This window comes from Persephonella sp., assembly GCF_027023985.1.
Taxonomy (GTDB): domain Bacteria; phylum Aquificota; class Aquificia; order Aquificales; family Hydrogenothermaceae; genus Persephonella_A.
Genome location: NZ_JALVTW010000033.1, coordinates 150,853 through 176,113 on the forward strand (window position 1 = coordinate 150,853; position 25,261 = coordinate 176,113).

Genomic DNA, 25,261 nt, shown 5'->3' on the forward strand with positions numbered 1-25,261 from the left:
ATTACTCATATATTATTTTTGGTGTTATGAATATAAGAAGTTCTTTGTTTTCATAGTTTTTATAGTTATTTTTAAATAACCAACCTAACAGTGGAATTCTCATTAATCCTGGAACTCCTTTTTCTCCAACTTCTTCTGTTTTCTCAAGAATTCCACCAATAACTATAGTCTGTCCATCTTTGGCAACAACTTTACTTGTTACACTTTTAGTTTGGATAGGTGGTTGTCCAGCAACAGATTTAGAGAAGTCAGGGATATCTTGTGTTAGATCTATTGTCATAATTATATTTCCGTCTGCCGTAGTCCTTGGTATAACGTTAAGTTTTAAAACAGCTTCTTTAAATTGAACGTTGGCAACTGCAGCCCCACCTGTAGAACCAAATGTTGTATAAGGCACTTCAAAACCTTGAGCTATTTCTGCTCCTTCTCCGTCTATTGTTATAATCTTAGGTCTTGATAGTATTTTGGTTTTTCCAATTTGTTCAAGTGCTGATAATCTCATATCTATGAAATTGTTAACTGTTCCATATAAAAGACCTACAGCAGCACCTGAACCTCCTGTAACACTCGCACCAGGGAAATCAAACGCATATGAAGTTCCTGACATATAACTTGGTGTAAGACCTGTTCCTCTTGTTGTAAAGTTTCCACTTTGAGCCTGACCTCCCCACTGGATACCAAGGTCTCTTTTAAATGAAGATTGTATTTGAACAATTCTTGCTTCTATAGCAATCTGATAAGGTCTCTTAAGCAGTATATTTGAGAAATTCTTATAAATTTTATCAACTACAGATGGTATATCTGTGATACATATTTTAGGAAGAGAAGTTATTATACTTTTTTCTTTTTCAGCTGCAGTTGAAGTGATAGTTTCTCCAGAAGTTCCACCAACCTGAAGGCTTTTTTCAACTCCTATAGCTTTTGTTGTTTCTTTTGATTTGAAAATTACAGAACCATATTTTGTTAAATAGTTTTCACTTATTGTTGTCAGAAGCTCAGCAGGCTCAAGCGCCCTTACATAATAACACTTTGTAACAATATCTATTTTTTGTGCTTTAGCCAATATCTTACTTATTTTTCCAAAATTATTTCTTACTTCTACTACAGTAAGCTTATGTGTTTTTGGATCATAGGAATATTTTCCATAAGGTGAAAGTTTTTCGATAAGTTCATCTTCTATAGCTTTAAACTCTTCCGGAGCAACTGTAAGTTCTTTTTTAACAAGCATTGATTCAGCTTTTGCTTTTGCTAAAGCTGCCTCCCTCATTCTTTGTTCTTTTTCTTCTTCTATTTTGGCAAGTTTATTTGCTTCTTTTTCAAGAGGTTTTAAAAATTCAGCAACGACTTTCTTAATATTTTCAACATTTTCTTTAGAATCTCTTATATAAACTGCGTTACTTGCTTTGTAGATTTTGATTTCGGCGGTAGGTGAGGCGTTATCTTTTACTATACTGACAAATGATTCAAATACATCTTTACCAAGATATTTAACAACATCAGGTGGCACCGTAATAAGCGCATCTTCTGCCACTTTTATTTTATAGATTCCGTTTTCCTTGATATAGGTTAGACCATATTCTTTTAATGCTAATCTAAATAGAGTTTCTATTGATACTGGTCTTCTAATAGATAAGTATACAGGCATTGAAGAGTTTTTAGCTGCCTCTCTATCCCAGATAATATTTTTGTTTGAAAGCTGGGACACAACATCTATAACTGTACTAAGTTTTGCTCCATAAAACTCTGCGGATACTCTTGGTTGTGCTTTTACTCCAACCATCGACACGAAGAACATTGCCATTATTGCTATTAAAACTACTTTAATTCTCATGACCTCACCTCACTCCTACCTGATTTGAAAATCTTTGTTTGATATTCCATAGCTACCCTGAAGTATTTCTTCAGGATTCTTTTTTGTTTTAATCAACTTCGCCCTTCCATCCGGTGTTTCAATCACAATATACTTATTCCCATTTGTATCTTTGATATACCCAACAGCATTTTCTCCTTCATAAAATGGCTCAGATTCCTGTGCATTTGCTATCCATAATGAACCTATAAGAACAAAAGATACAGATAAAATTTTAATAATATTCATTTGCTCCTCCCGATTACATAAAATAAGTTGAAACTACAACTTTTATTTTATAAGCGTTAAATTGCTTTCCGGTTGCTTTCTCAATAGAGATATTATCCAGACTAAAGAATCTGTTACTTTGCCCAAGTCTTCTTAAAAACATTATTAAACTAGCTATATTCCTACTATTCATATCAAGCTGGACTTTAACTCTGTTTATTTTTATAAATGATTTATCTTTTTTCTTTGCTTTATCTGTAACTATTTCTACTCTGTCCCTTGATTTGTTATATCTCATATAAACTTCTTCAGGATTTGATACTTTAAATTCATTCATTGCCATATCTGAACGCATTGCGGCATCAGATATAAAACGGAGAATTTCCTGAGTTTGTTCTTCTGTTGGGATAACAGATTTTATTTCTTGAAGTTGTTTGTTTAAACTGTGTATTTCGGCCTTTACCTGTGCAAGTTTGTCTTCTAATTTTTTTCTAATTTCTGGACGGGCAAATCTTTTTAATCTATCTACCTGAATTTGAAGATTATTAACTTCTTCTTTTAATCTTTTTTCTTCAACTTGTTTTGGCTCGATATATAAAACATAAATACCATATAAGACAAGCACTGTTAAGATTCCAACTAATAAAATTTTTTGCCACTCAGGAAGCTCTTCCCACTGTTCTTTTATAGCATCCAAAGTTATTTCCTCCCAACTTGGTTATTTGGAGTATTTTTATTTTCCTGCGTTTTTTCTTCCTTCTTATGTTTTTTCCAGTTATTCAATCTGAAATTAAAAGCATAGTATTGAACACTTTTGTTTTTAGAAACATGTTTTTTAACTGACCTGAATTTAATTTCTGTATAGTATTGTGAAAGATTATCGTAAAAATTAGATATATATTTTGGATTAAATGAGAATCCGTTTAAATTTCCATTGGAGCGGCCAATTTCCATTTTCTTAAGCCATACACCATCTGGAAGGCTAAGTGCTATTGCTTTAATCATAGGAATAAAATCTGTTTTTGAGGATGCAAGTTTGTTAAATACAGCAATTTTCAGTTTTGTTGTTTCTTTTAGCCTTTCAGCTTCAACAACAGCTTTTTTGAGCCTGTTTATCTGTCTTTCAACATCTTTATATTTAGCTCTTTCTTGTATAAAAGCTTGTTTCTTATCTGTAAGATTGGATATATGGCTATTTAAATACACTATATAAACAATTTCTGCAGCCACTAAAAGTGCCGGAATTCCTATATAAAGAAGGCCTTTATTCGCTTTAACTGAAGGAGCAGATATACCTTTCTTTGCTACTTTAGGCTTTCTTTTTTCCGGGTTTAAATTAACTTTAATCATCCTCAAATCTCCTATAAGCTAATCCAAATGGAATGTTATATATACTTAACGGAATATTTCCCTGAAAATCTATATTTAGAGCTTTTACAGGGTCTAATTCAACAAGCGTAAATCTAGTAGAAAATTTAAGCTGCATATAAGCCTGAATTTCCGGATATTTGGCAAAAAGACCAGATGTATAAATAACTTTCGGTTCATTTATGGTAAGGAAAAAGTAATTAATCTCATTAATTAACTTATCAACAGCTTTTTCCCTCTCGTCAGGGTCTAATTCTTCATAGTTTTTTGCATCAAAGTTTAAAGATTGAACTATAACATGTTCATGGAAAAATATAAGATAAGAATCATTAATATCTAAATGAATAATACATATATTTGTTTCTTCTCTGAGTTCAGGATTATTTTTCCTTTCTGCCTCTGCCAAATTAATCAGTGCAACACCTTCTGAATCTATAATATCCGGTTCTAATCCTGCATATTTCATTATTTCTCTTATATTCTCTATATCCTCTATCTTTGAAATAACAACAAAAATAATAAACGTATCGTCTTCTTCACCTATTATGTCGTAGTCATAAATTGTATTTCCTTTTATGCTTTTTATATCTTCTCTGATATTCCATTCAACAGCTTCTTCTATTTCTTTAGGTGACATTTTTGGAATTTTTAGTGTTTTATATAATGTTGAAGCTGTTGGAATACTGACAACAGCATTTTTAATATGTAAATTTCTTTTTTCCAGCTCTTCTTTAATTAAAAGACCTGCCTGTTCTTTATTCTCAACTAATGATATTTCAAAAGGCATAATAGGAATTTCAAAATGCCCTTTTTCTTTTGAAAGAACAGCAATTCTTGCAAATCCTTTATCAAGCTGAATACCAAGAGAAGTTTTTTCCTTCTGGAGGATACTTGAAACAGGTTTTATTTTTTCCAGCACACTCATTATTTCTCTCCCCTTAAGATTAGAGGAAACGAACAGGAATTCCTCTTTACTTAATATACATTATCGGAAAAAAAGGGAAGGCTTTAAATCCCTCCCCACAACCATTATTATATAATTATAACATGTTTAATGTAATCCTAATTTCTTTTCTATTTCATATATTGCTTTTGTTGTTTTTAGAACTGCATCTGGGTTTATTGAAATTGTATCAATTCCCTGCTCAACAAGGAATTGGGCAAAATCCGGATAGTCTGAAGGTCCTTGTCCGCATATTCCAATTTTTCTTCCGTGTGCTTTTGCCGTTTTTATGACCTGTGCTATTAATCTTTTTACGGCTTCATTTCTTTCATCATATAGGTGAGCCACCAGTGAAGAATCCCTGTCTAAACCAAGAGTAAGTTGTGTAAGGTCGTTTGAACCAATTGAAAATCCATCAAAATGTTGTGAAAATTGGTCTGCAAGAACAACGTTAGATGGAAGTTCACACATCACATAAACTTCAAGACCATTCTCTCCTTTTTTGAGGCCGAATTCTTCCATAACTTTGAGGACTTTTTCACCTTCTTCTGGAGTTCTACAGAATGGAACCATCACTTTTACGTTGGTAAGTCCCATTTTGTTTCTAACTCTTAAGATAGCCTTACACTCAAGGCCAAAAGCTTCTTTAAATTGCGGAGAGTAATATCTGGAAGCTCCTCTCCATCCAATCATTGGGTTTTCTTCAATAGGTTCAAAATATTTACCACCAATAAGGTTTGCATATTCATTTGATTTGAAGTCTGAAAATCTAACTATGACTGGCTTTGGATAAAATGCAGCTGCAATTCTCGCTATACCATAGGACAGTTTTTTTATGTAATACTCTTCTTTATTGTCATATCCAAATGTTTTGTCTTCAATTATTTTTGCAAGTTCTGAGTCTTTCTCTTTGATTTCTTCAAATTTAATAAGTGCAAGAGGGTGAATACCAATATAGTTGTTTATAATAAACTCTTCCCTTGCAAGTCCTACCCCTGCGTTTGGAAGGAAAGAGAAATCAAATGCTCCTTCGGGAGAAGCCACGTTCATCATAATAGGAGTTTTCGTTTTTGGCAGTGAATTAATATCAACTTCTTCTACTTCATAATCTATTTTTCCATCATAAACATAACCTACATCCCCTTCAGCACAAGATACCGTTACGAGCTGACCATCTTTTAGAACTTCTGTTGCATTTCCTGTTCCAACGACAGCTGGAACTCCAAGTTCTCTTGCAACAATAGCTGCGTGACAAGTTCTACCGCCTCTATTAGTTACAATAGCAGAAGCTTGTTTCATAATTGGTTCCCAGTCTGGATCTGTCATATCTGTAACAAGGACATCACCGGCTTTGAAATCTTTTGCATCTTCAAGGGAATACATAAGTTTTACATTTCCGGTGGCAACTTTATCACCGACAGCGATACCTGTTACCAGGACTTTCTTTTGTCTCTCTTCATAAGGTTCGGTAATTTTATAAACAGTTATTTTTGAATGATCTTTTCTAGAGTGAATAGTTTCCGGTCTTGCCTGAACAATAAATAATTCATTTATTTCACCATCTTTAGCCCATTCAACATCCATAGGAGTCCATTTGTTGTATTTGTTTGAGTAATACTCTTCTATTTTTATAATCCAGTCTGCAAGCTTTAGCACTTCCTCATCAGTAAGACAGAACTGTTTTTGCTTTTCTTCAGGAACAGGAACAACTTTAACCCTTTCATCTTCAGTTGTTCCGTAAACCATTTTTTTATCTTTTTTCCCTAACTTTTTCTCTATAATTGCCTCATATCCCTGCTTAAATGTTGGCTTAAACACAAGCCACTCATCAGGAGTAACAGCTCCCTGAACAACCATTTCTCCTAATCCATAAGATCCATTAATAAGAACTACATCTCTAAATCCACTCTCTGTATCAAGTGAAAAACCTACCCCTGCTGCTGCAAGGTCAGAACGAACCATTTTTTGAATTCCAACTGCAAGTCCGATTGAAAAATGATCAAATCCAAAAGCTTCCCTATAGGAAATTGCTCTATCTGTAAATAAGGATGCAAAACAGCTTCTAACTGCATTTAAAAGAGATTCATCACCTTTTATATTAAGGTAAGTATCTTGCTGTCCTGCAAATGATGCATCAGGTAAGTCTTCAGCTGTTGCAGAAGAACGAACAGCAACGTCAACATAATGTTGATCATACATATGGCTAAGTTGATGGTAATAATCTATTATTTGTTGTTTAAGGTCTTCAGGAAATTCTCCTCCTTTAATCATTTCCCTAACTTCAAGACCTCTTTTTGCCAGGTCTTCAACATTATTAGGGTCAAGTCCTTTTAGGGCTTCTGTGATTTTTTCTTTTAATTGGTTATACTCAATAAAATATCTGTAAGCATCTGCAGTAACTACATAACCCATCGGAATTTTTATTCCCATAGGGGATAATCCTTTAATCATCTCCCCAAGGGATGCATTTTTACCTCCAACAAGCTCTACATCCTCAATTCCTACCTCATTAAGCCAGACTACTAATTTTCTGTCGGACATAATATATCCTCCTGATTATTCCTGTTATTTAATTCGCTGTTATTTTTGTAAAATCTGCTATTTTTTGGAACATTTTATTAATTAGTTTCATTAGGGAAAGTCTATTTTCTCTAAGTTTTTTATCTTCTACCATAACCATAACGTTATCAAAGAATCGGTCAATATATGGTTTTAGTTTAAGTAAATCTTCCAATGCTTCTGTATACTTTTTACTTTCTATATTCTGAATAAACTCTTTTTCTACTTCTTGAACTTTAGCGTATAACTCTTTTTCTTCTTCCTGTTGTAAAAGTTCCGGTTCAAACTGACCGCTAAATCCTTCAGGGATTATTTTCCCAACCCTTTTGAAAACAGTCATTATATTTTCAAATTCTGGATTTTGTTTAAGTTGCTGAATACTATTGATTTTTAAATAATTCCTATAAAGATTAAATTCTGTATCAGCTGCAACAACAGAATTTATTATATCTGTGTCGTATCCTTTCTCTTTCATATAGGCAACGAACCTTCCTTTAATGAAATCAAGGACTTCAGGAATTATTTCCTGCTGGTAAACAGTTTTCCAGTTTTTATTTATTTCAGCAAATTTAAGTATTTTTGCTTTTGCGGCTTCTTTTTGTATATCCTCAAGTATTTCCCTAAGAGAAATGTCAAGAGGCTTTTCAACAAGTATTCTAACTATTCCTATAGCATTTCTTCTTATTCCATAAGGGTCTGCTGTTGCTTTTGGTTTTTCTCCGATAGATAAGAAAGAAAGCACTGTATCCAGTTTATCTGATAAAGCGAGTATTGTTCCTATATCTGTCTGTGGTAGTTCGTCATCAGAGGTTTTTGGAAGGTAATGGTCATATATAGCCCTTGCAACTTCAGGTTTTTCGCCTTGTTTTTCTGCATAATGCATTCCCATTATGCCCTGTAATTCATCAAACTCTTTGACCATTTCTGTAAGGAGATCACATTTTGAAAGTTTGTTTGCCCTTTCTAAGTCTTGAAGATTTTCATAAGAAACTTTTTCTGCTATGAGCTTTGCTATCTCTCCGTTTCTCTGGACTTTTTCAAGCATTGAACCAAGTTTCTGGTGAAACTGTATGCCTTCCAGTTTTGGATAAAAGTCTTCAAGATTGTGTTTCAGGTCTTCTTCATAGAAAAACAGGGCATCTTCAAGTCTTGCCTTCAGGACTTTTTCGTATCCGTGCTGGACTACAGACCTGTCAGGAACGGCAGTATTAGAAATAGCAAGAAATTTTGGTATTAGTTGCCCATTTTTTTCAAAATTAAAATATCTTTGGTGAACTTTGCATACAGTTATTATTACTTCTTTAGGAAGGACAAGATACTCAGGGGAAAAGTCCCCTAAAATTCCAACGGGAAACTCCGTAAGATTTACAACCTCATCAAGCAGTTCTTCATCTATAATAGGTTGTGCGTCTAACGTTCTTGCAAAACCTTCTATCTGTGTTCTTATTGATTTTTCTCTTTCTTCATATTTAGCAAGAACATAGCCCAGTTTTGTTATTTCTGTATAAAGGGATGGGTCTGGAATTTCCTTTCTTTCCCCTCTACCAACAGGCTGGGTCATAAATCTATGAAGGTGTGTATATCTGTCTGCTTTTACTCCTGCTATTTCTATAGGGATTATCTCATTGTCCAGAAGAGATACTATCCATCTTATTGGCCTTGAAAATCTGTATTCTGTGCTATTCCATTTCATTGTTTTAGGAAATGGAATAGATGAAATAAGTGAAGGGATAATCTCTGTTATATGCTCAGAAACAGCTTTTCCCTGTATTAAAACCTTTGCTCCGATGTATCTACCTTTTTCATTTTCTATTATCTGGAGCTCTTCAATCGGAATATTGTTTTTAGATGCAAAAGCAAGGGCTGCTTTTGTATATTTTCCCTCATTATTAATGGCTACCTTTGCAGGGGGACCAATAAGAACTTTTTCCTGATCAGGTTCTTTTTCATTAAGATTTTTCAGTATAAATCCTATTCTGCGGGGTGTTCCAAATACTTCTATATTTTCAGGTGTGTTATAAGTAAAAAATTTTTCAAAAAGTTCAGGTAATTTTTCTTTAAAATACTTTATTGCAGCATTAACAGCTTTAGGTGGAAGTTCTTCTGTTCCTATTTCAAGCAAATAGTTTTTCATTTATACTTCCCTGCTCCTTTTTAAAAGTGGATAACCAAGTTCTTCTCTGTGCTTTACAAAGGCTTTGGCACATTCCCTTGCAAGATTTCTCACACGGGTTATAAATCTTGCCCTTTCATTTACAGACAAAGCTCCTCTTGCATCTAACAGGTTAAATATATGTGAGCATTTAAGGGCGTAATCGTATGCAGGTATAGGAAGATTATGTTCTATTAGCTTAAAGCCTTCTTTTTCATACATATCAAAAGTTTTAAATAGCATATCAACATCTGCAAGCTCAAAATTGTATATAGACCATTGTCGTTCTGCTTCTTTATAAATATCACCGTATTTAAGACCCTGTCCCCAAAGTATATCGTAAACACTATCAACATTCTGGAGATACATTGCTATTCTTTCAAGTCCATAGGTTATTTCAACACTGACAACAGGAAGGTCAAGACTACCTACCTGCTGGAAATAGGTAAACTGGGTTATTTCCATTCCATCAAGCCACACTTCCCAGCCAAGCCCCCATGCTCCAAGAGTTGGACTTTCCCAGTCATCCTCAACAAAACGAACATCATGTTTGGTAAGGTCAATTCCAAGAGCTTCAAGGCTTTTTAGATATAGTTCCTGTGGATTTTCAGGAGCTGGCTTTAAGATAACCTGAAACTGATAGTAATGCTGAAGTCTATTAGGGTTTTCTCCATATCTGCCATCTTTAGGCCTTCTGGATGGTTCAACATAACAGACATTCCAGTCCTCTGGCCCTAATGACCTTAAAAATGTTGCAGGGTTCATAGTCCCTGCACCAACTTCTATATCATAAGGTTGCCATAAAATACATCCGTGCTCAGTCCAGAATTTCTCTAATGTATGTATAATATCCTGAAAAGTTATTATCTCCTGCGCCGCCATTAATTCTCCATATATAAAAATTAAACCCTTTCTATTTTACAGCATTTTTCCGTGTTTTAACAATATAACGTAGCTCTTTACAATTTTTTCACAGGGTATAAAATAAATTCTTCAAAAAACTTATTTTTTAGGGGAGAATGTTGTTCAAAATTCTTAAATATACATTAATATTTCTGGTAATTTTATTTGTTGCAGGTGCTATCACCGCAGGTTCAATTATTTATATATACTCAAGAAATCTTCCGGATATAAAACAACTTGAGAACTGGAAGCCAAGTCAAGTAACACAAGTCTATGCAGCAGATGGTTCACTGCTCACAGAATTTTATCTCCAGAGAAGACAGTATGTAACAATTGATAAAATTCCGGATTATGTAAAAAAGGCTTTTATAGCAACAGAAGATAGGACTTTTTATACAAATCCGGGAATTGATATATGGGGAATTCTCAGGGCTGCATTTATAAATATCACTTCAGGAAGAATAGTTGCCGGTGGTAGCACAATTTCACAGCAGCTTATTAAAAATCTCTTTTTAACCCCTGAAAGAAGTTTCAGAAGGAAAATAAAAGAAATGATTCTCGCTATAAAACTAAATCAAACCTATCCAAAAGATAAAATCTTAGAAATGTATCTTAACCAGATATATCTGGGACATGGTGCCTATGGGGTTGAAGCTGCTTCTCAGGTGTATTTTGGAAAACATGTATGGCAGCTTGATATATGCGAAGCAGCAGTCTTAGCAGGTTTACCAAAAGCACCAAGTAAATATGACCCTTACAAAAACGAAAAATTAGCGGAAAATAGAAGAAATGCTGTCCTACAGGCAATGGTAGAAGAAGGTTATCTGGATATTGAAACTGCAAAGAAATGTTCCCAGCAGCCAATAAAACTAAAAACAACCGAAGCAGACGAGGAGAATATCCATGATTACTTTACTGAAACAGTTAGATTATGGTTTATAAATCATTTTGGTAGTGATGCCCTTTATAAAGGTGGATATAAGATTTACACAACAGCAGACCCAGACCTTCTTAGAGATATGCATTTTATAGTCAAAGATCACCTTGAAGAACTACAGTATCGTGTAGGTTTTCCAAAACTCACAAAAGAAGAAATTAAATTTATGACAGACAAATATAATCAGCAGGATATTAAATCATTAGATGATTTAAAGACAGAGGGAATATACATAGGAATAATTGAAAAAATTAAAAGACATACGATTTACTTTAAGCTTGGGGATATTAACGGAGAAGTCCAGTTTTTTGGTTCACTTAAAAAGGCCAAAAAAGGTTATCCTATTTATGTCAGATATATAGGTAATGGGCAGTTTGAATTTGTTCCGTATCTAGAAACAGCAGCAATATCCGTTGACCCTAAAACCGGAGCAATAAGGGCACTTGTAGGTGGATACGATTTTGAAAAATCTAAATTTAACAGAGCTGTTCAGGCAAAAAGACAACCTGGTTCATCATTTAAGCCGATAGTTTATACAGCAGCAATTTTAAATGGATATACAGAAATATCTATAGTCAAAGATGAACCTGTATCTATCTGGGATCCACAGAAAGGTGAAGAATGGACTCCAAGAAATTATGAAAAAGAATACAACGGTGAAGTTACAGTCCGAGAAGCACTTACCCGAAGCTTAAATGCTGCAGCAGTTAATACATTACTGGAAGTGGGATATAATCCTGTTATTTCTCTGGCATACAAAATGGGTATAAAAACTAAGCTTATGAAAGTTCCATCCCTTGCGTTAGGAAGTATTGATGTATCTCCTATTGAAATGGCGACAGTCTATTCAACATTTGCAAATAATGGAGTTAGATGTAATCCTTATTTTATAGAAAAAGTAGTTGATTCTAACGGTAATGTGGTATATCAGCATACCTCTCAATGTCAGAAGGTTATTCCAGAAGATGAAAACTCAATAATGGTTGATTTACTCCAGGCTGTTGTTCAGGAAGGAACAGGAGTCAGAGCAAAAGTTCTGGGATTTCCTGTAGCTGGAAAAACAGGAACTACCAACGATTATACAGATGCGTGGTTTGCAGGTTTCTCAACAAAACTTACAACTGTGGTATGGGTAGGATATGACTATAAAAAAACTATAGGAAGAAAAATGACCGGAGCTAAAGCAGCATTGCCTATATGGATAGATATTATGGCAACAGCCCACACAGATAAAGAAGTTCCAGGATTTAGCCATTCTCCTAACACACATTATCTTCCTATTGATTTATCAACCAGAGCGATTGCCACAGAAAACTGTCCTGCTGAAAAAATTCTGTTTATCAAAGGAACAGAACCTATGATAGACTGTGAGGGTAATATAATAGTAGGTAGCCAGCAAAACAATAATGACAACAATTTCCTATATGATATAAAAGGAGAATAGTAATGAAATATAAGCTACCAGATAATAGAGGATATTTTGGAGAATTTGGTGGTAAGTTTTTACCTGAGACATTAATACCCGCATTAGAAGAACTTGAAAGAGAGTATGAAAAAATAAAAAATGATGGAGATTTTCAAAGGGAGCTTGTTTATTACCTTCAGGAATACGCAGGCAGACCGACAATCTTATATTTTGCCCGTAGATTAACAGAGGCTGTAGGTGGTGCAAAAATATATCTTAAAAGGGAAGACCTATTACATACAGGTGCCCACAAAATTAATAACACTTTAGGCCAGGTTTTACTTACAAAAAAATTAGGTAAAAAAAGAATAATCGCAGAAACAGGTGCAGGTCAGCATGGAGTATCAACAGCAACAGCAGCTTCACTATTTGGCCTTGAATGTGTTGTTTATATGGGAGAGGAAGACGCAGAAAGGCAGGCCTTAAATGTTTTCAGAATGAGATTATTAGGTGCAAAAGTTGAAATTGTAAAAGCCGGAAGCAGGACACTAAAAGATGCTGTAAACGAAGCCTTAAGAGACTGGGTTACCAATGTCAAAACAACCCATTATGTTATAGGTTCAGCACTTGGACCCCATCCATTCCCTGTTATAGTTAGAGATTTTCAGTCTGTTATCGGAAGGGAAACCAAAGAACAAATTATGGAAATAGAAGGAAGACTCCCTGATGCAGTTGTTGCATGTGTGGGTGGTGGTAGCAATGCAATAGGAATGTTTTACCCATTTATAGAAGATGAAAATGTTCGTCTTATCGGTGTTGAAGCAGCTGGATATGGACTTGAAACAGGCCAGCATGCAGCAAGCATAAACGGTGGTTCAGTTGGTGTTCTACATGGAATGAAAAGTTATTTCTTACAAAATGAATGGGGACAGATTGAACATACACACTCAATATCAGCAGGGCTTGACTATCCAGGAGTTGGACCTGAACATGCATATCTAAAAGAATCAGGTAGAGCAGAATATATAACAGCAACTGATGAAGAGGCATTGGAAGGATTTTTACTTTTATCAAGGACAGAAGGAATTATCCCTGCCCTTGAAAGTTCTCATGCAGTAATAAAAGGTGTGGAAATAGCAAGAGAATTAGGGAAAGATGGAATCGTAGTTATAAATCTTTCAGGTAGAGGGGATAAAGACGTTCAGCAAGTTAAAAACTTTTTGGATACAAATCCTGACGTATTTGAAAGACTTGAGGATAATTTAAAAACAAAATACAGAGGACTTTAATGAAGAAAATAGTTTATGGATTTCTTTTAATATTTTTCCTCATTTTAACAGGCTGTGAAGATAAACCTTCAGATGAGATTATAAAAAAGCAGTTAGAAAGTCTCAATCTTATCGGAGATGTAAAAAACTACAAAAGAATAAATGGATACAGAGATGGAAACTACTATATAGTTGAATATCAGTATGACTTTTATATAAATGAAGAAAAAATAAAAAACTTAAAATCAAAATTCCAAAACAGCCCTTTATCAGCTATACAACTGGCAGCTGTTATCACGGCAATAAAACTTAAATGCGGTAATCAAAACCCTTGCACTCTCCACGAAAAGCTTAAATTTGTTAAAGGAGAAAAAGGCTGGAGTGTGGTGGAAGAATGATAAATCTAAAAGATTTTAACTACGGTGAGCTTGAAAGATGGGTAAGGCAGCAAGGCTGGAAAAAGTTTAGAGCAAAACAGCTTGCCAAATGGATTTATAACAAAAAGGCCGGTTCCTATGATGAGATGACAGACCTTTCAAAAGAAATCAGGAACTACCTCAAAGAAAATACAAAATTAAATGCCCTAGAGCTGATTACTTATGAAGAGTCAAAAGAAGACGGTAGTATAAAGTTTTTATGGAGACTGGAAGACGGACATACAGTAGAAACTGTTTTTATTCCTGAGAAAAACCACTATACCCTTTGTGTATCAACACAGGTTGGTTGTGCTGTAGGCTGCACCTTTTGTTATACAACAAAAGACGGCCTTATCAGAAACCTTACAACAGCAGAAATAATAGACCAGTATATCCAATCCCAGAGATTTGTTGGACTGGACAGAAGAATATCTAATGTAGTTTTTATGGGAATGGGAGAACCACTTGCAAATTATGACAATGTAAAAAAAGCTGTTCAAATTATGACAGATGAAAGAATGCTTGGCCTTTCAAATAGAAAAATAACAATATCTTCCAGCGGTATAATTCACCAGATTAAAAGAATGTATGAAGACAAATCCTTTCCTCAGGTTAGACTTGCTGTGTCATTAAATGCCGCAGACCAGGAGACAAGAACCAAAATAATGCCTATTTCGGAAACAAACACACTTGAAGACCTTATGAAAACTTTGAACTCACTGCCTGTTAAAAATGGCTATAGAATTATGCTGGAGTATGTTCTTATCAAAGATATAAATGACAGACCTGAAGATGCCCATAAACTTGCCAGATTAATAGGAAAAAATAAGAAAAGATACAAAGTCAATCTTATACCATTTAATCCTCATCCAGGTTCACCATTTGAAAGGCCTGATGAGGAAAGGGTCAATAAGTTCCACCAGATACTATGGCAGTATAATATTGGTGCATTTGTTAGATGGAGTAAGGGAAAGGATATATCCGCAGCCTGCGGACAGCTTAGAAAGAAAAATATAGAAGGAAAGAAAATAACTTTTATATCTCCAAAAAGTTTAAAGGTTTAAGAATGGATTTTAGTTTTATAAATTCAAATAAGTTTTTGTTCCAGACATAAAAATATTTATAGCTATAAAATTCTCAAATTTTTCTTTTATACAAAAACCAAAAAATAAATATTTATAGAAATCCTTGAAGATAAATATTTAAGCCCAAAATTTTAATTTTTCTTGAGAATAAACATTATAGCTCTCAAAATTTATAAAACAGTGTTTGATTTTTTATAACTGCCTCAATTATAATAATCTGTCTAAAATCAAAAACTTACAGGAGAGGTGTGTGCATGAGCTTTTTAGAAGAATACAGGAAACACGTTGAAGAAAGAGCCAAACTTGGAATTCCTCCACTTCCACTTAACAAAAAACAGGTTGAGGAACTTGTAGAGCTTCTTCAGCAGGTTCCAATAGTTGAAGAAGAGTATCTTATGGATTTATTCCTTAACAGAGTTCCCCCAGGGGTTGATGACGCAGCGTTTGTAAAGGCTAAATTCCTTGCTGATATCATTGAAGGAAAAGCAAAATCCCTTGCTATAACACCTGTTCATGCGGTTCAGATACTTGGAACAATGCTTGGTGGTTATAATGTTGAACCACTTGTAAAAGCACTCTCCCATAAAGATGAAGAAATTGCGAAAGAGGCTGCAAAGGCTTTAAAAAATACACTTTTAGTATATGACTACTTTAATGATGTTGTTGAGCTTGCAAAAGAAGGAAATAAATATGCACAGGAAGTTTTAGAAAGCTGGGCAAATGCAGAATGGTTCACATCAAAAGAACCACTCCCAGAAAAAATAACTGTTACAGTTTTCAAAGTCCCAGGGGAAACTAACACAGATGATCTTTCTCCTGCAAGGGAAGCTTCAACAAGAAGTGATATTCCACTACACGCACTTTCAATGCTTCAGGCAAAAATGCCAGATGCAATACAAAAAATACAGGAGCTTAAGAAAAAAGGCCATCCTGTTGCATTTGTCGGTGATGTTGTTGGAACAGGTTCTTCAAGGAAATCTGCAACAAACTCTCTTATGTGGTGGATAGGTGAGGATATCCCTTACGTTCCAAACAAAAGAAGAGGGGGCATTGTAATAGGTGGAGTTATAGCTCCTATCTTCTTCAACACATGGGAAGATTCTGGTGGACTTCCAATAATAGCTGATGTTTCTAAGCTTGAAACAGGAGATGTTATAGATATTTATCCATACGAAGGAAAAATTGTTAAAAATGGTGAAGTTGTTGCAACTTTTGAGCTTAAGCCAAATACACTTCCAGACGAAGTTAGAGCAGGTGGAAGAATTCCTTTAATCATCGGAAGAAATCTTACAAGAAAAGCAAGAGAAGTTCTTGGAATGCCTGAAGAAAATATCTTTATCAGACCACAGCAGCCACCTGAAAAAGAAGGCGTCGGATACACACTTGCCCAGAAAATAGTCGGTAGAGCCTGTGGAATGAAAGGTGTAAGACCTGGAATGTATGTTGAGCCTCAGGTTCTTACAGTAGGTTCTCAGGATACAACAGGAGCAATGACAAGGGATGAGATTAAAGAGCTTGCTGCTTTATCTTTTGGTGCTGACCTTGTAATGCAGTCTTTCTGCCACACAGCAGCATATCCAAAGCCAGCTGACGTTAAATTACAGCTTACACTTCCTCAATTCATAATAAAAAGAGGTGGTGTATCCCTAAGACCTGGTGATGGTGTTATCCACTCATGGCTTAACAGAATGGTTCTTCCTGATACTGTTGGAACAGGTGGAGACTCCCACACAAGATTTCCAATTGGAATATCTTTCCCGGCAGGTTCAGGACTTGTTGCTTTTGCAGCTGTTACCGGAACAATGCCTCTTAATATGCCTGAATCTGTATTGGTTAGATTCAAAGGTGAAATACAACCGGGTATCACAGTTAGAGACCTTGTTAATGCAATTCCATACTTTGCTATCAAACAAGGACTTTTAACTGTTGAAAAGCAAGGTAAGAAAAATATCTTTGCAGGAAGAATACTTGAGATAGAAGGACTTGAAAATCTCAAGGTTGAACAGGCTTTTGAGCTTTCTGATGCATCTGCAGAAAGAAGTGCTGCAGCGTGCACGGTAAAACTAAACAAAGAACCGGTTATTGAATACATCCAGTCAAACATTGCTCTTCTTGAGAAAATGATAGAAGCTGGATATCAGGATGCAAGAACACTCCAAAGAAGAATAGACAAGATGAAAGCATGGCTTGATAACCCTGAACTTCTTGAAGCAGATGAAAACGCTGAATACGCAGCTGTTATAGAAATTGACCTTAATGAGATTAAAGAGCCTATCCTCGCATGTCCAAACGACCCAGATGATGTTGCCACCCTCTCAGAAGTTCTTGCAGATGAAAGAAGACCTAAAAATATAGATGAAGTATTCGTTGGTTCTTGTATGACAAATATAGGACACTTTAGAGCTGTTGGTGAAATTCTCAGAGGAGAAGGACAGGTTCCAACAAGACTGTGGATTGTTCCACCAACTAAGATGGATGAAAGAAGACTTGTTGAGGAAGGATATTACAACATCTACGGTATAGCAGGAGCGAGAACTGAAGTCCCAGGATGTTCTCTCTGTATGGGTAATCAGGCAAGGGTTAAAGATGGCGCTGTGGTAATGTCAACATCCACAAGAAACTTTGATAACAGAATGGGTAAAGATGCTAAAGTCTACCTTGGTTCTGCAGAGATAGCGGCTATCTGTTCTATACTTGGAAGATTACCAACTGTGGAGGAATACCACAAATTTATGGCAGAGAAGATCGCAGGCAAAGAAGATAAAGTTTATAAATTCCTTAACTTCCATGAACTTCCAGAAGAAGAACTGGATATTCTTGTAGCAGACGCTTTATACACTTTCTAATAGAAAGGGGCTTTTGCCCCTTCTTTTTATATCAATCTTGGAATTTTCCCCAATTTGTAGAGTTTATAATATACTCCCCAAGCTTTTTTCATCAAATGTCCAACAATTGGCATAGGAACAAGCATAGCTTTTTTATCACTCCTGTATGCAAGGGCTCCACCATTTCCAGTATCCATCAGACACATAATATTGATATGTTCCTTATATCCTTCAGGCTTTCCTGTTTTTAGACCTTCTTTAATGGCGATATTGTGTGCAGTTGCCCTTGCCATAACTTCTGCCAGATGTCCTTGTTTAGCTCTCCAGTCCGGCCCTTCAATAGATGCACTATCTCCTATTGCGTATATATTTTCAAATCCCTTTACCTGACAGGTATCTTCTATTTTCAAAAATCCCGTTTCTGTCTGTGGCAGGTCTGAGTTTTTAATTACAGGATGACCATCTCCTGCAGGAGTGAAAACAATAAGATCTGCCTCAATAATGCTATCATCTTCTAAAATAACAGAGCTAGGGGTAAATTCCTTTATCTTTTTACCGGTAATTTTCTTTATGTTCATATTTTTAAACATCATATCCATCATCTTCAGGGCTTTCTCACCGAGTCTAGCTCCCGGTTTAGGCATCGGAGCAAAAAATGTAATTTCAAATTTATCTCTGACACCTAATTTTTTTAAATGGTTATGAATGTTAAACATAACTTCAAAGACTGGACCTCCTCTAACAGCTTCAGGGGCTTTAGGATTACCTCCAAATCCGAAGGCTATTTTGCCACTGCCTTGATTTATTAAATTTTCCAGTCTATTTTTAATCTCTATGATTTCCTTAGGGCTTCCACATACAGAGAGGGTATTTTCAATACCTTTGTGCTTTAATTTTGTTTGTCCCAGAGCAATAACCATATAATCAAAATCTGTCTGTTTTCCTTTTTTTTCCGTTTCATAATAAAACTCTTTTCCCGAAATAGATACAACTTTATCAATCTCAACTTCAAATCCGTGTGCATCAGCTATATTTTTCAGGGGAATTTGGACATCTTCCGGTGATTTTTCTCCTGTTGGTATCCAGATAGATATTGGGTATACAAATAAAGAGTCCCTATCTGAAACAAGTTTTACCTGAAAACCTTCTTTCCTTAAAGCTATCGCTGCCTCAGCCCCTGCTATCCCACCACCTAATACAACAACTTTTTTCATTTTAGCCCTCCTGTTTATTAGCATATAATAATATCATAATATCTGCTTTTCTAAAATAAATGTTGTAAATCATCTTTTTTATAGATAATTTGTAATATAGATTTTAAAAAACTACCAAGGAGATGAGCCATGGGAGAATTTGCAAAAAATATCACTGTAAACGGAAATAGCTACAAAATCTACAGCCTTGAAAAGCTTAATCAATTACATCCTGGGGTGGAGACACTTCCATTTTCAATCAGAGTTCTTGCAGAAAACCTTATCAGAAAATTTGATGGAAGGGTTGTTACTGAGAAGCATATAGAAGAAATAGCAACATGGAAGAAACGTTATGAAACTCCAGTAGAAATTCCTTTCCATCCTGCAAGGGTTATAATGCAGGACTTTACAGGAGTTCCGGGGGTTGTTGACCTTGCAGCTATGAGAGATGCAGCAAAAGAACTGGGAATTGACCCGAAAAAAGTTAATCCCCTCGTTCCTGTTGACCTTGTTATAGACCACTCTATCCAGATTGATTTCTTCGGAACAGAAGAGGCTTTAAAGAAAAATCTTGAGATGGAATACAAAAGAAATAAAGAAAGATACCAGCTTCTTAAATGGGCTCAGAATGCATTTGATAACCTGAGAATATTCCCTCCAGGAAGCGGTATTATTCATCAGGTAAACCTTGAGTATATAGCACAGGTTGTTATGAAAGGACAGGAAAATGGGGAAACTGTAGCATATCCGGACACCCTTGTAGGAACAGATTCACACACAACAATGATAAACGGTCTTGGGGTTCTCGGATGGGGTGTTGGTGGAATTGAAGCTGAAGCAGTTATGCTTGGACAACCTTACTATATGAAAATTCCTGAGGTTATCGGAGTTAAACTTACAGGAGAACTTCCTGAAGGGGCAACGACAACAGACCTTGTCCTGACAATAACTCAAAAACTCAGGGAGTATGGCGTTGTTGAAAAATTTGTTGAGTTCTTCGGTGAAGGTGTTAAGAAACTCTCCCTTCCAGACAGAGCAACTATAGCAAATATGGCTCCGGAATACGGTGCAACAATGGGATTCTTCCCTGTAGATGAAGAAACAGTAAACTTCCTCAGGCTAACAAATAGAAAAGAAGCAGCTGAGCTTGTTGAGGCTTATACAAAAGAAAATATGCTGTTCTACGATGGCAAAAATGACCCTGATTATACTGATGTCATAGAAATAGACATGTCTCAGGTTGAACCTTCTCTGGCAGGTCCTTCAAGACCTCAAGATAGGGTAAATCTTAGAGATATGAAAAAAACATTTATAGACCTTCTGAACTGTAATTACAACAGAGAGATTGATATAAAAGAGATAACAGCATTTGAGGATGAAGCCGGTAAAGATATGGAAATCGGCGAATGTAGAATACACAAAGGTAAGAAAATAGCTAAAATCAATCTTGATGGTGAAGAAGTTGTTATCGGAGATGGTTCCGTTGTAATTGCATCAATAACTTCCTGCACAAACACTTCTAACCCATCTGTGTTAATAGGAGCAGGTTTACTTGCCAAAAAAGCTGTTGAAAAAGGCTTATCTGTTAAACCTTATGTAAAAACATCTCTTGCTCCCGGTTCCCGTGTTGTTGAAGGATACTTGAAAAAAGCCGGATTACTTCCTTATCTGGAAGCTTTAAGATTTCATATTGTTGGATTTGGTTGCACAACTTGTATTGGAAACAGTGGTCCTCTCCATCCTGAAATAGAAAAGGCGATTAAAGAAAATGACCTTATTGTATCTGCAGTTCTATCAGGAAACAGGAACTTTGAGGCAAGGATACATCCTGATGTAAAGGCTAACTGGCTTGCTTCTCCATTACTTGTTGTAGCTTATGCAATCGCAGGTAGAACTGATATAGACCTGACAACAGAGCCTATAGGAAAAGACCCTAATGGAAATCCTATATACCTGAAGGATATCTGGCCTTCCCAGGAAGAAATTAAACAGATTATGAATCAGGTCCTTGATGAAAAAGTATTTGAAGAGAAGTATAAAGATATCCTCCTTGGAGATGAATACTGGCAGGCCCTTGAAGCCCCTACAGGAGAAACATTTGAATGGGATCCTGCATCAACATATATTAGAAAACCTCCTTACTTTGATAACTTTACAGTTGAGGTTGATCCTCCAACAGATATTAAAGGTGCAAGGGTTCTTGAACTACTTGGAGATTCGGTAACAACAGACCATATCTCACCTGCAGGTAAAATTCCTCCAGAATATCCGGCAGGTAAATATCTCCTTGAACATGGTGTTCCTGTTGAGGAGTTTAACTCTTATGGTGCAAGAAGAGGAAATCATGAAGTTATGGTAAGGGGAACATTTGCCAATGTTCGTATCAAAAACAAACTGGTTGCACCTAAAGAAGGTGGATATACTCTGAAATTCCCAGAGAAAAAAGAGATGTTTGTTTATTACGCAGCAGTTGAATATGCAAGAGAAGGAACTCCCCTTATTGTTTTAGGCGGAAAAGAATACGGAACAGGTTCATCAAGGGACTGGGCAGCAAAGGGAACACAGCTTTTAGGAGTTAAAGCGGTAATTGTAAAATCCTTTGAAAGAATACACAGGTCTAACCTTGTCGGAATGGGAGTCCTGCCTCTCGTGTTCAAAGAAGGAGAGGGTTGGGAAGAACTGGGACTTGATGGTTCAGAAACTTATGAGATAATCGGTATAGAAGATATGAAACCAGGGAAAGAGTTAACTGTAAAGGCGACAAAGGAAAACGGTGAAGTTGTAGAGTTCAATGTAATCTCCAGACTTGATACGGTGGTCGACGTTGAGTATTTCCAAAATGGTGGAATACTACCAATGGTTCTGAGAAAAATAATCAGGGAAAGTTAATCTTCAGGGTGGCTCTGTCCACCCTTTTTAAAATAAAGTCTAACAATAAAACTGTTATCTGTTGTTTTAATCATTATTCTGTATCCAAGTTCATCAACAAGCTTTTTAACTATTGTAAGTCCAAGTCCTAAACCCCTTGGAGATTCCCTGTAATATCTTTCAAATAATCTATCAGGATTTTTAATGGGTCTACTACTGTTTTCTATTTCAAGATAATCATCAGTAAGGGTGATATAAATATGCCCATTTTTTACGTTGTGTTTAAAAGCATTCATAAGAAGGTTTGATATTATTCTTTTTAATGCAGATTCGTCAGCTTTTATTTTTTTATCTTCAAGATAAAGGGCTATTTTGATATCAGGATAATTGCTTTTGAAAACTTCTACCTCTTCCGTAATAAGTTTTTTTAAATCAACCTCTTTTTGTATTTTTTCCCTTTCTTTAGAAAGAATAAGCATATTCTCATATAAAGAACCTATTTGCTTTGCAGCGGTTTCAATTCTTGATATTTCTTCATCATCATATTTTTTCTTCAGAATTTTCAGATTAATTAGAATTGAAGATAAAGGAGTGTTTATATCATGGATAAGCTCTGTAACAAAATTGTCTATGATTTGAATAGATTTTCTTATAGGATTTAACGAATAAGATGCAAAGACTATAGAAACAAATGCAATAATAAGAGTAGACATCACATAAATGATTAATACCTGCTTTTTAATCTTAGAAATTTCTTTATCAACTTTTTCTGCAGGATAAATTATTTTCAGTGCCTCATCCTTTATAGAAGGTATCGGGACATATATATAGAACTCTTTATCTGAGTTGTATAGCTGATAAAACTTTATATCAGGTGAGTTTGAAACAATATCAACTTTGAAATCCTTACCTTTTAATGTATAGCTGTAATTTTTCAGCTCTAAAAATATCTCATTTTTTAGCCTTATCACTTGATTTTGATAATAAAGATATAAAATAATAATCAACAGAACTTCTAAAGAGATAAAAAGGAGAAGGAAAGCCTTAAGCAAGGCCTCCTTCTCATAGCGTGTTGCGGGGGAGAGTAGGGGGGACTTAATCCACGACATAACCAAGTCCCCGAACTGACTTTATTTCAATGTCTGTTTTCTTTTTCAGCCTGTTGATTAACACCCTTAAAGCCGTCGGAGAAGGATTTATCATAAGATCGTAAAGGGTTTCCTTTGGAACCACTTTTCCCTTATTCTCAAGAAGTATTAATAATATATTCCTCATAACCTCCCCAAGTTCTATCTCTTTTCCATTTTTAAAAAATCTTCCATCTTTATAAATCAAATCTTTGTATCTTAATTCCTTAGGAGAGTTTTTCTTTACTCTGCTTTTTATTCTTATAACAAGTTCATCAGGGTCAAATGGCTTTTTAATATAATCTTCCGCTCCAACTTCAAACCCTTTTGCGATTGTTCCTAAATCAGTTAAAGCACTTATAAAAATAACGGGAGTGTGGTCTTCTGAAAGCTTTAGTGCTTCCACAAGTTCTATCCCATTTCCATCCTGAAGGTTAATATCCACCAGATAGACATCATATCTGGTATCAAGCGTTTTCTGTGAAGCATCCTCATAAGTATATGCAGTATCCACCTCAATCCCGCTTAATTTTAAATATTTTTTTAAACTATCTGCCAAAGTTCTATCATCCTCAACAAGCAGCACTTTAATACTCAAAATCTAACCCCAATCTGTGAGGAAAAATAATTATCAATTGCTTTTTTATTAAGTCCGTAGCTATAACTAACAGTTAAGAAATATTTATTTGTTATATCAAAAACTCCAAAGGTAGAAAGATATTTGCTATTATCTTCTTCAAAATCATAGGAACCGCTTAAATATAATCTGTCATTTAATTGGTAACCGGCACCTATAGATGCGGAATACTGATTATCGCTGGATTTTCCCCTAAAGATCAAACCGTAATATGCAAAAATATCAAAATCTCCTATATAAAAATCAGCATCTATCGAAGGTAAAACATCAATATTTTTGCTTCCAAACTCTTTCTTGGCAGTAGGAACTTTAATAGTTAATCCCGGCGTAATATCAAGATTTTTAGTGGAGAATGTATAACTACCGGAAATATAAGAACTTCCCATACCTCCTTTTTTATAAAAAGAATCATATATGTAATAATTTGAACTTAATGAGAAATACCAGGCTTTATATCCATAAGATATAGATGCTGAAACATAGGAAGTCTCATATCCTTCATTTGTGTAGTAGCTTCCGCCTATTTTTGCAGAAAACCAGCCGGCTTCCTCTTTTACCTGCTCAACAGGACAGCCATACTGGTTTACCAGCACATCAAAAGGGGTATTAGGACATTTATCTATGCTATCCTCCACCCCGTCAAAATCAGTATCTGTAAAAGCAATTGCAGATTTTAATAACATCCCCAGCAACACCAAAAATATTATTCTGTGTAACAAGAAAAACTACCCCTTTCATATAAACTACCATCTCATAACATTATCTATTTTTTTATAATTTCTGTATTTTTTCAATAACTTATCTTTATATTTTTTAATATCCCTATTGAAGTCTCTGAAGTCTTTATTTTTTCTTTCTTTTTCCCTATGAAAATTTTTATGTTTATATTCATGCTTTCTTTCTTTTTTATTTATATGCCCTTTAAACTTTCTATTTTCCCTGTTTTTTTCTTTATTAAAATTCTTATGCCCTATATTTCTACACTGATAACTATGATTATCAAAATTCTTCATAAAACCCTTAAAGTTTATATTTCTTAACACAGGTTTTGTAAAGTCTTTATCAAAATTTTTAAATCTGTTTATATTTTCATGGTGATTTTCAACTGATTTATGATTTTGATGCTCTCTATTTTTGTTTGGTTTATTTTCGTTAGAATGCTTTGTCCTATTATTATGTTCCCTGTTTGTATTGTTGTTATCTCTGTAATTTTCGTGTCTCTCAGGTATTTCTCTGTTTTGATTCCTCTGATTTTCTTTTATTTGATGTATTACCTGTTGCAAAATTTTTTGTCTCTTTTCTGCTTCCAGTTGGCGAATAAGAAGTTTAATTTTGTTCATGTATATATATTTCTTGTCTGCAGGGGCATTTTTGAACTGGTATATCAGTTCCCGGAGTTTAAGGGTATAATCTCCGGTTCCGTTATCCTGTGCTATGGCTAAAGACACAAAAAAACCCATCAAAAGAATCAGGAGTTTTTTCAACTTTATATTAACCC

Annotated in this window: 19 protein-coding genes; 6 read left to right on the top strand and 13 right to left on the bottom strand. The window is 35.0% G+C overall.

Features of this window, described 5'->3' with window-relative positions:
- Nucleotide 1 precedes the first annotated feature (1 nt).
- The 8 genes from MVE07_RS09035 to MVE07_RS09070 form a co-directional block, all read right to left on the bottom strand.
- The gene (locus MVE07_RS09035) at nt 2-1,831 is read right to left on the bottom strand and encodes a pilus assembly protein PilQ (protein ID WP_297456552.1); all 1,830 of its coding nucleotides are present in this window, start codon (nt 1,829-1,831) and stop codon (nt 2-4) included.
- A gap of 15 nt (nt 1,832-1,846) precedes the next feature.
- A complete protein-coding gene (locus MVE07_RS09040; protein WP_297456555.1) occupies nt 1,847-2,098 on the bottom strand; it encodes a hypothetical protein in 252 nt (83 codons plus the stop codon).
- A 13-nt stretch (nt 2,099-2,111) separates the two neighbouring features.
- Nucleotides 2,112-2,774: a hypothetical protein gene (locus MVE07_RS09045; protein ID WP_297456558.1), complete on the bottom strand. Its 663-nt coding sequence runs from the start codon at nt 2,772-2,774 to the stop codon at nt 2,112-2,114.
- A gap of 2 nt (nt 2,775-2,776) precedes the next feature.
- Complete coding sequence (locus MVE07_RS09050) at nt 2,777-3,427, bottom strand: PilN domain-containing protein (RefSeq protein ID WP_297456560.1); 651 nt, start codon at nt 3,425-3,427, stop codon at nt 2,777-2,779.
- The gene (gene pilM / locus MVE07_RS09055; RefSeq protein WP_297456564.1) at nt 3,420-4,370 is read right to left on the bottom strand and encodes a pilus assembly protein PilM; all 951 of its coding nucleotides are present in this window, start codon (nt 4,368-4,370) and stop codon (nt 3,420-3,422) included. The genes MVE07_RS09050 and pilM overlap by 8 nt, the downstream gene beginning before the upstream one ends.
- Nucleotides 4,371-4,496: 126 nt before the next feature.
- The gene (ppsA, locus tag MVE07_RS09060; RefSeq protein WP_297456567.1) at nt 4,497-6,929 is read right to left on the bottom strand and encodes a phosphoenolpyruvate synthase; all 2,433 of its coding nucleotides are present in this window, start codon (nt 6,927-6,929) and stop codon (nt 4,497-4,499) included.
- A gap of 28 nt (nt 6,930-6,957) precedes the next feature.
- Nucleotides 6,958-9,081, bottom strand: a complete 2,124-nt coding sequence (gene glyS / locus MVE07_RS09065) for a glycine--tRNA ligase subunit beta (RefSeq protein ID WP_297456570.1) — start codon at nt 9,079-9,081, stop codon at nt 6,958-6,960.
- The gene (locus MVE07_RS09070) at nt 9,082-9,963 is read right to left on the bottom strand and encodes a glycine--tRNA ligase subunit alpha (protein WP_297456726.1); all 882 of its coding nucleotides are present in this window, start codon (nt 9,961-9,963) and stop codon (nt 9,082-9,084) included.
- 155 nt (nt 9,964-10,118) lie between these two features.
- Between MVE07_RS09070 and MVE07_RS09075 the strand changes: the two genes are divergently transcribed.
- From MVE07_RS09075 to acnB, 5 genes are all read left to right on the top strand, one after another.
- A complete protein-coding gene (locus tag MVE07_RS09075) occupies nt 10,119-12,383 on the top strand; it encodes a PBP1A family penicillin-binding protein (RefSeq protein WP_297456573.1) in 2,265 nt (754 codons plus the stop codon).
- Nucleotides 12,384-12,385: 2 nt separating this feature from the next.
- On the top strand, nt 12,386-13,633 hold the full coding sequence (trpB, locus tag MVE07_RS09080; protein ID WP_297456576.1) for a tryptophan synthase subunit beta: 1,248 nt from the start codon (nt 12,386-12,388) through the stop codon (nt 13,631-13,633).
- Nucleotides 13,633-14,010, top strand: a complete 378-nt coding sequence (locus tag MVE07_RS09085) for a hypothetical protein (protein ID WP_297456579.1) — start codon at nt 13,633-13,635, stop codon at nt 14,008-14,010. Before trpB ends, MVE07_RS09085 begins: the two co-directional genes overlap by 1 nt.
- Nucleotides 14,007-15,092 (top strand): 23S rRNA (adenine(2503)-C(2))-methyltransferase RlmN, encoded by a 1,086-nt coding sequence (rlmN, locus tag MVE07_RS09090; protein ID WP_297456582.1) that lies wholly within the window; start codon nt 14,007-14,009, stop codon nt 15,090-15,092. The genes MVE07_RS09085 and rlmN overlap by 4 nt, the downstream gene beginning before the upstream one ends.
- A gap of 275 nt (nt 15,093-15,367) precedes the next feature.
- Nucleotides 15,368-17,959 (top strand): bifunctional aconitate hydratase 2/2-methylisocitrate dehydratase, encoded by a 2,592-nt coding sequence (acnB, locus tag MVE07_RS09095; protein WP_297456586.1) that lies wholly within the window; start codon nt 15,368-15,370, stop codon nt 17,957-17,959.
- Nucleotides 17,960-17,985: 26 nt separating this feature from the next.
- Here acnB and MVE07_RS09100 read toward each other — a convergent pair whose 3' ends face one another.
- Entirely contained in the window at nt 17,986-19,152 is a 1,167-nt protein-coding gene (locus MVE07_RS09100; protein ID WP_297456589.1) for an FAD-dependent oxidoreductase, read from the bottom strand.
- Nucleotides 19,153-19,281: 129 nt separating this feature from the next.
- Between MVE07_RS09100 and acnA the strand changes: the two genes are divergently transcribed.
- Complete coding sequence (gene acnA, locus MVE07_RS09105) at nt 19,282-22,020, top strand: aconitate hydratase AcnA (RefSeq protein ID WP_297456594.1); 2,739 nt, start codon at nt 19,282-19,284, stop codon at nt 22,018-22,020.
- Here the strand turns inward: acnA and MVE07_RS09110 are convergent.
- Genes MVE07_RS09110 through MVE07_RS09125 form a run of 4 tightly spaced genes read right to left on the bottom strand, consistent with a single transcriptional unit; the run spans nt 22,017 to nt 25,247 of the window.
- Nucleotides 22,017-23,051, bottom strand: a complete 1,035-nt coding sequence (locus MVE07_RS09110; protein ID WP_297456596.1) for a HAMP domain-containing sensor histidine kinase — start codon at nt 23,049-23,051, stop codon at nt 22,017-22,019. The genes acnA and MVE07_RS09110 overlap by 4 nt on opposite strands.
- A 43-nt stretch (nt 23,052-23,094) precedes the next feature.
- The gene (locus tag MVE07_RS09115) at nt 23,095-23,724 is read right to left on the bottom strand and encodes a response regulator transcription factor (RefSeq protein WP_297456599.1); all 630 of its coding nucleotides are present in this window, start codon (nt 23,722-23,724) and stop codon (nt 23,095-23,097) included.
- Entirely contained in the window at nt 23,721-24,446 is a 726-nt protein-coding gene (locus MVE07_RS09120) for a type IX secretion system membrane protein PorP/SprF (protein ID WP_297456602.1), read from the bottom strand. Before MVE07_RS09120 ends, MVE07_RS09115 begins: the two co-directional genes overlap by 4 nt.
- A gap of 60 nt (nt 24,447-24,506) precedes the next feature.
- A complete protein-coding gene (locus MVE07_RS09125) occupies nt 24,507-25,247 on the bottom strand; it encodes a hypothetical protein (RefSeq protein ID WP_297456605.1) in 741 nt (246 codons plus the stop codon).
- Nucleotides 25,248-25,261: the final 14 nt, after the last annotated feature.